Below are 12,882 nucleotides of genomic sequence, written 5' to 3'. Positions count from 1 at the left end.
CAAATCCATCGTTCATAAAACGGAACGCTAAAGCCAAATTCTGCTATCTACCGCCACAAAGGTGATGATTTTAATCTGTGCCCATCAACGCGAAACACCCCCGAATGCTGAAAAATTCATAACCCTTAGGAGCACAGACCATGAGCAAATTCACCTACAACCGCCTGAACAAAGACGACGCCGCTGTCCTGCTGGTCGACCACCAGGCTGGCCTGCTGTCCCTGGTCCGTGACATCGAACCGGACAAGTTCAAGAACAACGTATTGGCCCTGGCCGACCTGGCCAAGTTCTTCAACCTGCCGACCATCCTCACCACCAGCTTCGAACAAGGCCCGAACGGCCCGCTGGTACCAGAGCTGAAAGCCCTGTTCCCGGACGCCCCGTACATCGCCCGCCCAGGCCAGATCAACGCTTGGGACAACGAAGATTTCGTCAAGGCGGTGAAGGCCACTGGCAAGAAGCAGCTGATCATTGCCGGCGTGGTGACTGAGGTCTGTGTAGCCTTCCCGGCGCTGTCGGCCCTGGAAGAAGAGTTCGAAGTGTTCGTCGTGACCGATGCTTCCGGCACCTTCAACGAAATGACCCGCGATGCTGCCCATGACCGCATGAGCCGCGCCGGCGCGCAAATGATGACCTGGTTCGGCGTGGCCTGTGAGCTGCACCGCGACTGGCGCAACGACATCGAAGGGCTGGCGGCGCTGTGCTCCAACCACATTCCGGATTATCGCAACCTGATTACCAGCTACAACGCGCTGACTGCGGGTAAGTAACAGCCCGTTAGTTGAATGCAAAAAGGCCGGCTTCCTCTGCAGGGAGCCGGCCTTTTTTGTTTGCTGCGCTGGCCCTTTCGCGGGTAAACCCGCTCCCACAGGTACTGCACAGTTTCAGCGCCTGTGGTGATCCTTGTGGGAGCGGGTTCACCCGCGAAGAGGCCAGCAAAGACAACATCAATTCATGGGCTGCGACTCAATCCCATCCAGCAATGCCTCAACCAATCCTTCTGCCATTTCGAGCGCATTCAGGTTGCTCCAGAACAGGCTCTTGCCGGTTTCATCCAGGTGTTCCAGGGCTTTGTAGCCACAGTCGTAGGCGCCGCGCAGGTACTGGGCGACATGCACCAGGGCGTCGTGGGCGGAGACGCCTGGGTTTACTGTGAACAAAGGTGGATGGCCGGCATCGCAGCGGCTGAAAGCGCGCTCTTTGGTGTCGGGAAGAGGTGGATTGGGGACAATTTTTTTCATTGCAGTGACCTCACAAGGTTGTCCTGCAACCATCCGTTTCCACACGAAGGGTGGCAGTTGTACGCGGGGTGGAAAACCGGTCGGAGGCAACCCGGTAGGCCATACGGCCTCCCGCGCACAGCTGCCATTGAAGACAGCACCTCAGACCAGACGGGTTTCCACACCCGATCGCTGAACCGACAGCGACCCGGCAAGCCTAGAGAGCAGGCTTTCCCCGGACAATCAGACGGGCGTCGACACGGTGCGTAGGATAATTCGTCAGATGGTGTAGCTGAGTAGGAAATGGCTCGCAGCGAAGTAGGATGCTGCTGATATTTTTGTGCACTGGGTCCGCTGCGCGGCCCTTCGCGGGCACGCCCGCTCCCACAGGAATAGCGCAAGCCTGGCAAGCGGTGCAGTACCTGTGGGAGCGGGCATGCCCGCGAAGGGCCGCGCAGCGGACCCAGACAATCTCAAGCCAAAAATACAAAAGAGGGCCTGAGCCCTCTTCCTGAATCTATGCGCCAACCCTCAATCCGCATCCGAATCAAACAACCGCTCCAACTCCGCCCGGGCCTCCTTGGCCGTCTGCATCACCTTGGCCCGGTCATCACGCACCTGTCCCTGGGCCACCAGCACTTCTTCGTCATGCTGGGTAAACCGCGCAATCCGGTCCGCCGCCTGCGCCTCGCTCAACCCCAACCCCACCAATGCCCGGCGTGTCATCTCCAGGCTGGAGTAGAACGTCTCGCGAATCGGCTCGGCGCCGACATCCGCCAACTTGTGCACATGCTGGCGGTTACGCGCGCGGGCCAGCACTTTCAGGTGCGGATACAGGCGTTTCACCCGTTCCGCCGTGTGAATGGCAGCTTCCGGGTCATCAATGGTGATGATGAAGTATTCCGCCTCGCCCACCTTGGCGGCATGCAGCACCTCGGGGCGCAGCGGGTCGCCGTAGAACACGGGTACCTGTTCGAACATACGGGTCATCTCGATGGTGTCCACCGAGGTTTCCAGGGCAATGAACGGAATCTTCTGTGCCCGCAGGATGCGCGCGACGATCTGGCCCATGCGGCCCATGCCGACGATCACCACCCGTGGCGTGTCAGCCTGGATCTGCTTGTAATGCTCCGGCACCTCACGCGCCGGTTGCGGGCGCTTGAGGGCGTGGGCGCAGCCAATCATCAGCAGCGGGGTAATGGCCATCGACAGGGTGATGGTCATCAGCAGCAGGTCGTAGGTCTGGGTGTCGAACAAGCCTTGGTCCTTGCCCAGCTTGAACACCACGAAGGCAAATTCACCACCGGCAGCCAGCACCATGCCCAGGCGCAGGGCACTGGCGCTGTTCAGGCCACCGGCCAGGCGCCCGACGCCGATCAGCAGTACCAGCTTCACGGCCACCAGCAGCAGGGTCAGGCCCAGCACCACCAAAGGCATTTCCAGCAGCAGGCGCAGGTTGGCGCCCATGCCGACGCTGATGAAGAACAGCCCCAGCAGCAGGCCCTTGAACGGTTCGATCTGCGATTCCAGCTCGTGGCGGTATTCCGAGTCGGCCAGCAGCAGGCCGGCGAGGAAGGCACCCAGGGCCATGGAAATGCCGGCTTCTTCCATCAGCCAGGCAGTGCCGATCACAACCAGCAGCGCGGTGGCGGTGGACACTTCCGGCAGGCCGGTGCGGGCCACGGTGCGGAACACCGGGCGCAGCAGGTAGCGGCCACCGACGATGACCACGGCGATGCTGGCGAACACCTTCAGGCCATGCTCCAGGCTGTCGCCGTGGCTGGTGTCCGGGCCACTGGCGGCCAGCAGTGGAACCAATGCGATCAGTGGGATGGCGGCGATGTCCTGGAACAGCAGGATGGCGAACGCCAGGCGGCCGTGCGGGGCGTTGAGCTGCTTGCTTTCGGCCAGGCTCTGCAGGCCAAGGGCGGTGGACGATAGCGCCAGGCCCAGACCGAGCACGATGGCCGCCGGTAGCGTCTGGCTGAAGCCGAACAGGGCAATGGCACCGATCAGCGCACCGGTCAGCAGCACTTGGGCGGTACCGACGCCGAATACCGACTTGCGCATCAGCCACAGGCGCTTGGGCGACAGCTCGAGGCCGATGATGAACAGCAGCAGGACCACGCCCAGCTCGGAAATGTGCGCCACGCTTTCGGTGTCGCGGATCAGGCCCAGCGCCTGCGGACCGATGATCACGCCGGCGAGCAGGTAACCGAGCACGGCCCCCAGGTGCAGGCGCTTGGCCAGGGGGACGGCGAGGACAGCGGCGAGCAGGAAGATCACCGCGGTTTGCAGAAGGCTGCCTTCGTGTGGCATTGGCTCGTACTCCATGAGCTGCCGGGGCAGCGTTAGATCAGTTTGGCGGACAATTCTGGGGAATGTGGGAGTGTCAGACAATCTGCTGTGAGGAAGACACATTGTCCTGAATCAGATGACAATCGTGCTGGCCTCTTCGCGGGTGAACCCGCTCCCACAGGTACAGCGGTGTCTTCAAGCCTGCGCAACACCTGTGGGAGCGGGTTCACCCGCGAAGAGGCCGGCACAGGAAATCTGCATACTCAACTGCCACCAAACTGCGCCCGATACTGCGCCGGCGTCATGCCAATCCGCTCGGAGAACACCTTGCGCAAATGCCGGTCACTGCCAAACCCGCACTGCGCCGCCACTACCTTCAACGGCAGGTCGGTGCCTTCCAGCAGTTTGCGCGCGCGGTCGATGCGTGCGTTCTGCAAGTATTGCAGCGGCGTGATGCCCACCTCGCGTTGAAAGGTGCGGGCGAAGTTGCGCCCGCTCATGGCCACCAGGTCGGCCATCTTCTGCACGGTGAAGGCTTGCTCGATATGGTCGACGATATACGCCTGCACCCGGGCAATCGGCGAATCATCCCGCGGTACAGCCGCCAGCAGTGGCCCGTAGGGTGTCTGCCCGCCCTGGCGATGGCGGGCGACCAGCAGCACCTTGGCCACCTCCAGGGCCAGCGCCTTGCCGTGGTCTTCGGCCACCACCGCCAGTGCCAGGTCGATGCCAGCGGTGATGCCGCCCGAGGTAATCAGGCAGCGGTCGATCACGTAGATCTGTTCGGTCTCGACCTTCGCCTCGGGGAACGCCTGTGCCAGGCGCTCCACGTAGTTCCAGTGGGTGGTGCAGCGATAGCCGTCCAGCAGCCCGGCGCGGCCCAGCAGAAATACCCCGGTGCAGATGGCACCAAAGCGTTTGGCCTGGCGCACGGCCTGGGGCAGCCAGCGCTCGATGCCTGGCAGGGCGATGTCATAGGCGCCCGGGCCGCCTGGCACCAGCAACAGGTCGACGGCTTCCGGCAAATCCTCCAGACGCAGGTCGGCTACCACTTTCAACCCGCAGGAGCCGCGCACCGCTGCCTGCCCTTCGGCCAGGGTCAGCAGCCGGTACTTCCGCTCGGCAGGAAGGAAGCGGTTAGCAATGGCAAACGCGTCCATGGGCCCGGTCACGTCCAGCAACAGCACATCATTGAACAGCACCATGGCCACGGTGCGGTGGGCGGGTTTTTCCTGCATGACTCTTTTGCCTTGAATGCCGGCCGCCACGGGCGGCCTGAAGCTGAATACGAAATGCATCTTAAGGTATCGGTAAAACAGCCAGGGCCAGCAGCGCGCAATTAACAACAATTCAGGTTTGGCTCAGGACTTTGTCATGTGCCGGGGGCGAGACTTTCTGCATTGAACAGGAGAGTCGCCATGCACCCCGGGACGCCCCAAGCACCGTTGCAACCCCCCGGCGCACTGACGCCAGCACGGTTGCGCCGGGCCAAGGAACTGATGTTGCACAGCCCGTTGTCGATCATCGAAATCGCCGGGATATGCAACCTCACCCGCAGCCACTTCTCCCGCGCATTCAAGGTCAACACCGGTCTCTCGCCCCAGGCCTGGCGCCTGCTGGCACGCATGGAAAAGGCCAAGCGCCTGCTCGCCACCGAGGCGCCGATCACCCACGTGAGCCTGGAATGCGGCTTCTGCGACCAGGCCCATTTCACCCGTGCCTTCAGCCGCCTGGTCGGCCAGCCGCCCAAGGCCTGGCGCCAGGCGCAGGCCCATCCTTAAGCCGAACCTATCCGCCGGTATAGCCCCTTGTGGACAGTGCCGGCCCGTTTTCCCAACCCAAGGAGTCACCCCGATGAGCCAACCCGATTACAAGCGCCTGAACAAAGACGACGCCGTGGTGCTGCTGGTCGACCACCAGACCGGCCTGATTTCGCTGGTGCAGGACTTCTCGCCCAACGAGTTCAAGAACAACGTGCTGGCCCTGGGCGACCTGGCCAAGTTCTTCGGCCTGCCGACCATCCTCACCACCAGCTTCGAGCAAGGCCCGAACGGCCCGCTGGTGCCCGAGCTGAAAGAGATGTTCCCGGATGCGCCGTACATTGCCCGCCCTGGCCAGATCAACGCCTGGGACAACGAAGACTTCGTCAAGGCGATCAAGGCCACTGGCCGCAAGCAGCTGATCATCGCTGGCGTGGTGACCGATGTGTGCGTGGCGTTCCCGACCCTGTCGGCGCTGGCGGAAGGTTTTGAAGTGTTCGTGGTGACCGATGCTTCGGGCACCTTCAACGAAACCGTGCAGCAGGCGGCCTGGGTGCGCATGACCCAGGCGGGTGCACAGATGATGAACTGGTTCTCGGTGGCCTGTGAGCTGCACCGCGACTGGCGCAATGACATCGAAGGGTTGGGTAACCTGCTGTCGCAGCGCATTCCCAACTACCGCAACCTGATGAACAGCTATGCGGCCCTGAGCGCCCGTTGATGTAAACCTGTACCGGCCCCTTCGCGGGCACGCCCGCTCCCACAGGGATAGCGCACAGCTTGAGAGCTGCACGGTTCCTGTGGGAGCGGGCGTGCCCGCGAAGAGGCCGGTACAGGCTAAGAATGATTCACAGGCAGAGTGAGGCGAATCCGACACCCCCCCAGCTCTGACACCAGCGCCTGCAACTGCCCACCATGGGCCTGCACCACCGAGTTGCAGATCGCCAAGCCCATCCCCATGCCGCCGATCTTGGTGGTATGAAACGCATCGAACACTCGCTCGCGCTCATCCGCTGCAATCCCCGGCCCGTTGTCGTCCACGCAGATCTCCACCCCATCCCCGACCACCGCCGACGCAATCCGCAGCACCCCATCGCTGCGATACCCCGCCAGCGCCTCGAGGCCATTGGTAATCAGGTTGAACACCAACTGCTGCAACTGCACCGGGTCGGCCATCACGCTCACCCCCGCCTGCAAGCGCATCTGCACGTCCACCGTGCCCTTGGCGGCATCGGCCGAGGTCAGGCGCACCACTTCGCGGATCAGTTCGTCCAGCTTCACCGCCTTGAGCTGCATCGGCGACTGCTTGGCCAGCGAGCGCAGCGCACGCACGATGTTGGCGGCCCGTTCGCTGTCGTTGCGGATGTCTTCCAGGCCGGCAATCGCCTCTTCCAGGTCGGGCTTGGCGCGTTTCAGCCAGCGCAGGCTGGCAGCGGCGTTGGAGGCGATGCCCAGCAGCGGCTGGCTGATCTCGTGGGCGATGGACGCGGACAGCTCGTTCATCACCTGCAGGTGCGCCGTGCGCGCCAACTCCGCGCGGGAGCGGCGCAGCTCAGCCTCCATCTGGGCGCGGGTCTGGTTGTCTTCGGCCAGGCGTGTGTAGAACTTGGCGGTTTGCAGCGACACCGCCGCCTGCGAGGCGAGTATTTCCAGCATGGCCAGGCGCTGGCTGCCGAACAGGTTCGGTACCAGGCGGTTTTCCAGGTACACCAGGCCGATAAGCACACCCTGGATCACCAGCGGCAGGCACAGCACCGAACGGGCCTTGCGCGCCTGCAACTGCTGGCGGAAGGCCTCGGGGCAATCGCTCTGGGCATCGTTGAGCACCAGGGGCTTCTTGGTGCGCATGGTGGCGTTGATGATCGACAGCGGCGCCTGGGTCATGAACTTCTGGCAGTCGTCCATGCTCACGTGCAGCCCGGCGTCGTCGATGTAGGCGAGGGCCGCCATCTGGAATTCGGCACCGCTGACGATCAGCAGCGCACCGTGGTCGGCGCCGGAGTGCTGGGTCAGCTGGCCCATCAGGGTTTCGATCAGGCCCTCGAGCAGCACTTCCTCGGACAGCGCCCGTGCTGCCTCGATGCCGGCTTCCAGGTCGAGCTTGGCCTGGTGGGTGGCGCGGTGGCTTTCCTGGATCGGCTGGGTGCGCAGGAACGGGTGCAAAGCCTCCAGCTGGTGCACCTTGCCGGTCGCGCCCCAGATATGGAAACAGTCGCGGGCGATGCGCAGGTGCAGGTTGGCGCCGGAGATCAGGCCGCTGGGGATGCATACCTCGGCCAGCTGTTCGTGGGCCAGCGCCTGCTCGTGGATGAAACCGGCGGCGGTGGCGGCGATCTGTGCCTGGTCGAAGCAGCGGATGGCGGCCAGGCCGTCGCCTTCGAGCTTGGCGATCACGCCTTCGATCAGCAACAGCTTGTTGCGGAAGGTGGCCGGGTTGAAGCCGGCCCAGCGGCCGAAGCGCTCCCGCAGGGCCTGCAGCTCGCGCAGCTTGTCGGCAAGGCTGCCAATGGCCTCGGGGCTGCCCAGGGCCAGGCCGCGGAACAGGTGATAGTCGGCCAGGTTGATGTGCGCCGGTACCGCCCAGGTGTTGTCGCCGGCCAGTGCCAGGTTGCGCATGGCCTGCGGGATGTTGCCCAGGTAGAAATCGCACATGCCGGCCATGAGGTACTGGAAGAACCGCGTGGTAGGCGATTTCGAGGCTGTGGCCGAGGCCGGGCAGGGCGTGCCGCTCAATTTGGCGACGAACGCTTGCTGGGCCTGCAGGATCTGCTCGATGTCGCGGTAACCGTAGCGACGCACGGTGGCCAAGCCTTGGGCCAGTTCCTCCACCACGTCCGGCAGGTAGCGGCCCATGAACAGCGAATCGGAAACCAGGTGGTTGCAGGCATAGCAGCTCATCGCCAGGTCACCGCTCACGCGCCCTGAGTCGACCGCATCCAGCGCGGTACGGCGGGCGAACTCCATGGGCGAGGTCCAGGCGCTGACCTGGTCCAGGGCCAGCAGCGCGCTGGTCAAGTCAGCGTCGAAACCGTGTCGTTCTATCAGCTTGAGCGCAGCCAGGCAGCAAGCATGGCCATCATGGTAGGCGCCGAAGCGCTCGGCAATCATCACCCCGTACCAGGCCATGCCGTAGGTGCTGCCCGGGGCGACGCCGTGCAGCAGCGACAGCTCCATGAGCTTGGCCAGGTGCAGGAAGCAGATGTCGTCCTTTACAAAAAACGATGACGACAGGGTGGCCAGCAGGCTGATGGCAACCGTCACTTCCTCCGAATCGGTGCGCTGCAGCGACTCCAGGCAGTGGCGGCCTTTCTGTTCGACCAAGGCCTGTACATGGGCATGACTGGCCTCGACCTGTTGCCAGTCGACACCCCGCACCGGGCTTATACCTAGCAAGTCCAGGCCGGATATGGCGCTGTCGATGGCCGCCTGATAGTCGCCGCGCAAGGTGTACAGCAGCGCCTGCAGGCGACACACCCGCGCCTGGTCCAACGCCGAGCGAGCGCGCTGGCGGCATTCAGTGATGCGGGCCTCGGCCGCGATCATTCGCGACAGTTGCATGTCGCACTCGGTCGCCATGCAGGCGATGGCAAAGCCATGCGTGGCGCGGCTTTCCAGCGTTGCGCCGTGGTGCAGCAACTGCTCGGCCGTGTGCAGGTAGCCAGCTGTCTGTTCGAAAGCGCCGCCGTCGCGTGCTCGTGCTGCGGCTTCGCGTAAAAGCTGCAGGAACGCTTCGCAGTCATCTGCTGCAAACCCGCATGGGCTGGCGCGTTGCAGCTGGTTGGCAAGCTCGAACAGTGCCTCGTGCAGGCGCCCCGGCCAGGCCTGGCGCATGGCCAGGGCGATATTTGCATGCAGCTGGGCGCGCTCGCGCGCGGGCGTGAGAGCGTACGCGGCTTCCATCACCCGCTCATGGGCGAAGCCCAGGCCGTTCTGGCCCGATTGCAGGAAACCCGCGCCAATCAAGGCTTTCAACGGTTCGCCGGGCACTTGAGACAGCACCTGCTGAAGCAGGCGTTCATCGCAGCGGCTGCCCGCTGCGCTGGCCACCCGCAGCAGGTCGCGCTGCGGCTCTGGCAGGCGCGCCAGGCGGTGGATCATCAGGTCGGCGACATTGTCGGAATAGCGGTGGCGGGCCACGGCCTTCAGGCACCATGACCAGCGCATGGCCTGGGTGTCGAAGGTGAACAGCTGGTCCTCGACCAGGGCCCGGAGAATCTGATTGATGAAGAACGGGTTGCCCGCCGTCTTGTCGTGCACCAGCTCGGCCACCTGCAATGCATCCTCGGGGCCGACATGGTAGCGCTCGCCGATCAGCTCGGTCACCGCGCCCATCGCCAGGGGCCGCAGGTTCAGCGTGGTGCTGCGCACCGCTGCGGGCAGGGCAAGGGGTGTACTGCTGGCTGGCGCATCATTGCGCCGGGCGAAGATCAGCAGCAGGTTGCCGGGCGCGTGAGCCAACAGTTGCGCCAGCAGTTGCTGGCTGGCGTCGTCGACCCACTGCAGGTCATCGAAGAACAGCACCAGCGGCTGGCCGGGGCGGCTGAGCACCTGCAGGAATTCGACGATCGCCCGCAGCTCCTTCTGCAGCGCCAGGCGCGTGGGCTTGGCCGGCAATTCGGGCAGGGAGCCGAGGACCAGTTGCAGGTCTGGCGCCAGCTTGCCGAGCAGCCGGCCGTGGCCCTTGATGCGGCGCAGGATCTCGCGGCGCAGAGTGTCGAGGTCCTGGCTGTTCTGGGCCAGCAACTGGGTGGTCAGCGCGCCGAGAATTTCGACCCAGGGCGCGTAGGGCACGGCCTGGGCAACGCCGCTGCACTTGCCGGTGGCCCAGTAACCCTGGGCGTTGGCCTTGAGTGCTGCCTCGACCAGGCTCGACTTGCCCATGCCGGTAGCCCCATTGATGAACAGGGCCTGTGGCTTGCTGTCACGGCGCAGGGCCTTGAGCAGCAGGGCGATGGCCTTCTGCTCGGCGCAGCGGCCATACAGGCGTGCGCGGTCGGGCGTGACCGGGTCGGCACAGCCTGGTTCGAAGGCCTCCATGGACTTGCTGGCGGCCCACTGCCGCTGGCAATGGGCCAGGTCCACCGCCAGGGCGCGGGCACTCTGGTAGCGGGCGTCCGGCTCTTTGGCCAAAGCCTTGGCCAGGATCCGGCTGAGAGGTTGCGGCACATTGCCGTCCACTTCGCAGGCCGCTCGTGGCTGCACGCCGGCATGCAGCTGGCGCCAGTGCTGGGTGTCGCGTCCGGCCAGCGGCAATTCGCCCAGCAGTAGCTGGTAGAGGATCGCACCCAGGGCATAGATGTCGGTGCGTCGGTCGCTGCTGCTGCCGTGCGGGCAGACCTGTTCCGGCGCCAGGTACGCCCAGTTGCCGAGCGCAGTGCCCTGTTCGCTGATCAGCTCCGCCGGGTCGGCGCGAAAGCAGCCCAGCCGCACTCGCTGGTTGGTGTGCAGGCACACATGTTCGGGCTGCAGCGCGCCGTGCAGCACATTGTGTTCGTGGGCCTGGGCCAAGGCAGTGGCCGCGTTTACCGCAATCTCGAGAAACGGCGTCAGGGCTGCTGGGCCTTCTGCGATAAGGTCGGCGATGGAGCGGCCGGCCGGGTACACCAGTAGCGGGCCTTCGGCCGAACGCACGAACGCCGAGGGGATCACCGCCCACTGCGGGTCGAGTTGCAGGCGGTAGTCACGTTCCAGGCGCTGGCAGGCGGCGGGGGCCTCGCGCGGGGCGCGCACGGCGATCCAGGCCTGGTGGGTGGCAGGGTCGCGCAGGCGGAAGTAGCTGAGCTCACCTTCCTGGCCCAGCGCGCTGATGTCGCACCGGTTCAGCCAGCCCTCGTCGACGGTCTGGTCGTAATCGATGGGCCTGTGGGCAAGGCGTTCATCGAGCATAAGGCACCCCTGCTAGCGACATCCTGACGCGCGAGTATACGCAGCGAGCCCAACACGGATGCGGCCTGCAGCCTGCTTGGCAGGAACGGGCACGCTGTTGTCCGTTATCGTCCCCTGGGGGCTGGCGGGCTTTTGTATAGTCCCCAGGCCAACCTATCCCTCGGGATAATTGTCTGAAGGCGTACGCTGGCCTAGGCTGCCCGGGGCTGGGAAACGCCCATGCCCGCGCGAGGAAGCCATGATCCGAATAGGTAATGCCCAGGTGTCGCTGGAGCGGCGCGAAGCCTTTGTTGATGGCAAGCCGATCCTGTTGGGCGGGCGTGCCTTCGAGGTGCTGGCGACGCTGATCAAGGCCAAGGGCCGGGTGGTCGGCAAGGACGAGCTGTTCAGCCAGGTGTGGGCTGGCACGGTGGTCGAGGACAACAACCTGCAGGTGCAGGTGTCCTTGCTGCGCAAGGCCTTTGGCGACCGTGGCCTGATCCAGACCGTGCCGCGCCGGGGCTATCGCCTGGCCGCCGAGATCAGTCTCGAGGTGCCTGGCGAGGCGTTGGGCAAATCGCCGCTGTGCGCCGTGGCCGACACTGTCGAGTTGTTCGATGAGCACTTGAACGTGCCGGTGCTGGTGGTGGATGACGACCCGTCGGTGCGTACGGCGTTAGGTCGCCTGCTGCGCTCGCAGGACATTCCGCATCATTTGTTCGCCAGTGCCGAGGCGTTGTTCGAGGCCCGCCTGGAAACCCCCTATGCCTGCCTGTTGCTGGACATGCACCTGCCCGATACCAGCGGCCTGGAGGTACAAGACGCGCTACGCCGGCTGGCGCTGCCCTGGCCGATCGTGTTCATGACCGGTTTCGGCACCATCCCGATGACCGTCCAGGCCATGCGTGCCGGGGCCGTGGAGTTCCTGACCAAACCGTTCGACGAAGACCAGCTGCTGACACTGCTGCAGGCGGTGCGCACGCGTGCCGTGGCCGAAGGGCGCAGGTGGCACCATGCGCGGCAGGTCGAGGAAAAGTACCAGCGCCTGACCCAGCGCGAGCGCCAGGTGTTCTCGCTGGTGGTCGGCGGCCTGTCGCACAAGCAGATCGCCAAGCAGATCGGCACCAGCGAGGTGACGACCAAGGTGCACAAGAAGAACATCATGAACAAGATGCAGTCCCGCTCGCTGCTGGAGCTGGTGGCCATGCACAACGTCATCGGGGCGCAGCCTGAGGGCCTGGGCGGCGCATGAGCAGAGCGGTGTGCATCGTCGACGACGATGCGTCGGTGCGCAAAAGCCTGGCAAACCTGCTGCGTTCGGCAGGTTTCGAGACCTTGTCTTTTGCTGCAGGGGACCTGTTCCTGGCCTCGGCACTGGCGCGGCAAGCGGGGTGTGTGCTGCTCGACCTGAGGATGCCTGGAATGAGCGGGCTGGCGGTGCAGCGCGAACTGGCCCGGCTGGAGTGGCGTTTGCCGGTGATCTGCATGTCGGCGCATTGGGATGAAGGGGCGGTGCGGGCGGCGATGGCGCTTGGGGCGCTGGTCTGCCTGGGCAAGCCATTTTCTGAAGAGGTGCTGCTGAAGGTGGTTGAAGATGCTTTGCTGGGCAGCCAGTGATGCCTGTGTCGGCCCTTCGCGGGCTTGCCCGCTCCCACAGGGATCTCCACAACCCTTGAAACTGTGGTGTCTCTTGTGGGAGCGGCCTTGTGTCGCGATGGGCTGCAAGGCAGCCCCGGCAA

Annotated in this window: 9 protein-coding genes; 5 read left to right on the top strand and 4 right to left on the bottom strand. The window is 64.5% G+C overall.

Annotated features, from left to right (window positions below; genetic code table 11):
- Positions 1-140: 140 nt before the first annotated feature.
- Positions 141-770 carry an isochorismate family cysteine hydrolase YcaC gene (gene ycaC / locus CAG46_RS02350; protein WP_013974760.1) on the top strand — a complete coding sequence of 210 codons (630 nt, stop codon included), beginning with the start codon at positions 141-143 and terminating at the stop codon, positions 768-770.
- Between the two features lie 177 nt (positions 771-947).
- Here ycaC (CAG46_RS02350) and CAG46_RS02345 read toward each other — a convergent pair whose 3' ends face one another.
- The 3 genes from CAG46_RS02345 to CAG46_RS02330 form a co-directional block, all read right to left on the bottom strand.
- Positions 948-1,241, bottom strand: a complete 294-nt coding sequence (locus tag CAG46_RS02345) for a hypothetical protein (RefSeq protein WP_015272306.1) — start codon at positions 1,239-1,241, stop codon at positions 948-950.
- A gap of 510 nt (positions 1,242-1,751) precedes the next feature.
- On the bottom strand, positions 1,752-3,539 hold the full coding sequence (locus CAG46_RS02335) for a monovalent cation:proton antiporter-2 (CPA2) family protein (protein WP_025341083.1): 1,788 nt from the start codon (positions 3,537-3,539) through the stop codon (positions 1,752-1,754).
- 242 nt (positions 3,540-3,781) lie between these two features.
- Complete coding sequence (locus tag CAG46_RS02330; protein WP_085615921.1) at positions 3,782-4,756, bottom strand: GlxA family transcriptional regulator; 975 nt, start codon at positions 4,754-4,756, stop codon at positions 3,782-3,784.
- 180 nt (positions 4,757-4,936) lie between these two features.
- Between CAG46_RS02330 and CAG46_RS02325 the strand changes: the two genes are divergently transcribed.
- Together CAG46_RS02325 and ycaC (CAG46_RS02320) are read left to right on the top strand one after the other, a co-directional pair.
- Positions 4,937-5,299, top strand: a complete 363-nt coding sequence (locus CAG46_RS02325) for a helix-turn-helix domain-containing protein (protein ID WP_085615919.1) — start codon at positions 4,937-4,939, stop codon at positions 5,297-5,299.
- A 73-nt stretch (positions 5,300-5,372) separates the two neighbouring features.
- Entirely contained in the window at positions 5,373-5,999 is a 627-nt protein-coding gene (gene ycaC, locus CAG46_RS02320) for an isochorismate family cysteine hydrolase YcaC (protein ID WP_004375560.1), read from the top strand.
- A gap of 116 nt (positions 6,000-6,115) precedes the next feature.
- Here the strand turns inward: ycaC (CAG46_RS02320) and CAG46_RS02315 are convergent, their stop codons facing one another.
- Positions 6,116-11,164, bottom strand: coding sequence for an ATP-binding sensor histidine kinase (locus tag CAG46_RS02315; protein WP_085615917.1), 5,049 nt, complete (start codon positions 11,162-11,164; stop codon positions 6,116-6,118).
- A gap of 238 nt (positions 11,165-11,402) precedes the next feature.
- Here CAG46_RS02315 and CAG46_RS02310 point away from each other — a divergent pair, with 238 nt between their 5' ends.
- Both CAG46_RS02310 and CAG46_RS02305 read left to right on the top strand, forming a co-directional pair.
- A complete protein-coding gene (locus tag CAG46_RS02310; RefSeq protein WP_085615914.1) occupies positions 11,403-12,395 on the top strand; it encodes a response regulator in 993 nt (330 codons plus the stop codon).
- Entirely contained in the window at positions 12,392-12,760 is a 369-nt protein-coding gene (locus CAG46_RS02305) for a response regulator transcription factor (RefSeq protein WP_075046733.1), read from the top strand. Before CAG46_RS02310 ends, CAG46_RS02305 begins: the two co-directional genes overlap by 4 nt.
- Positions 12,761-12,882 lie beyond the last annotated feature (122 nt).

The organism is Pseudomonas sp. B23(2017) (genome assembly GCF_002113725.1).
GTDB classification, from domain to species: Bacteria; Pseudomonadota; Gammaproteobacteria; order Pseudomonadales; family Pseudomonadaceae; genus Aquipseudomonas; species Aquipseudomonas putida_Z.
This window is presented reverse-complemented; position numbering and strand designations above follow the sequence as displayed.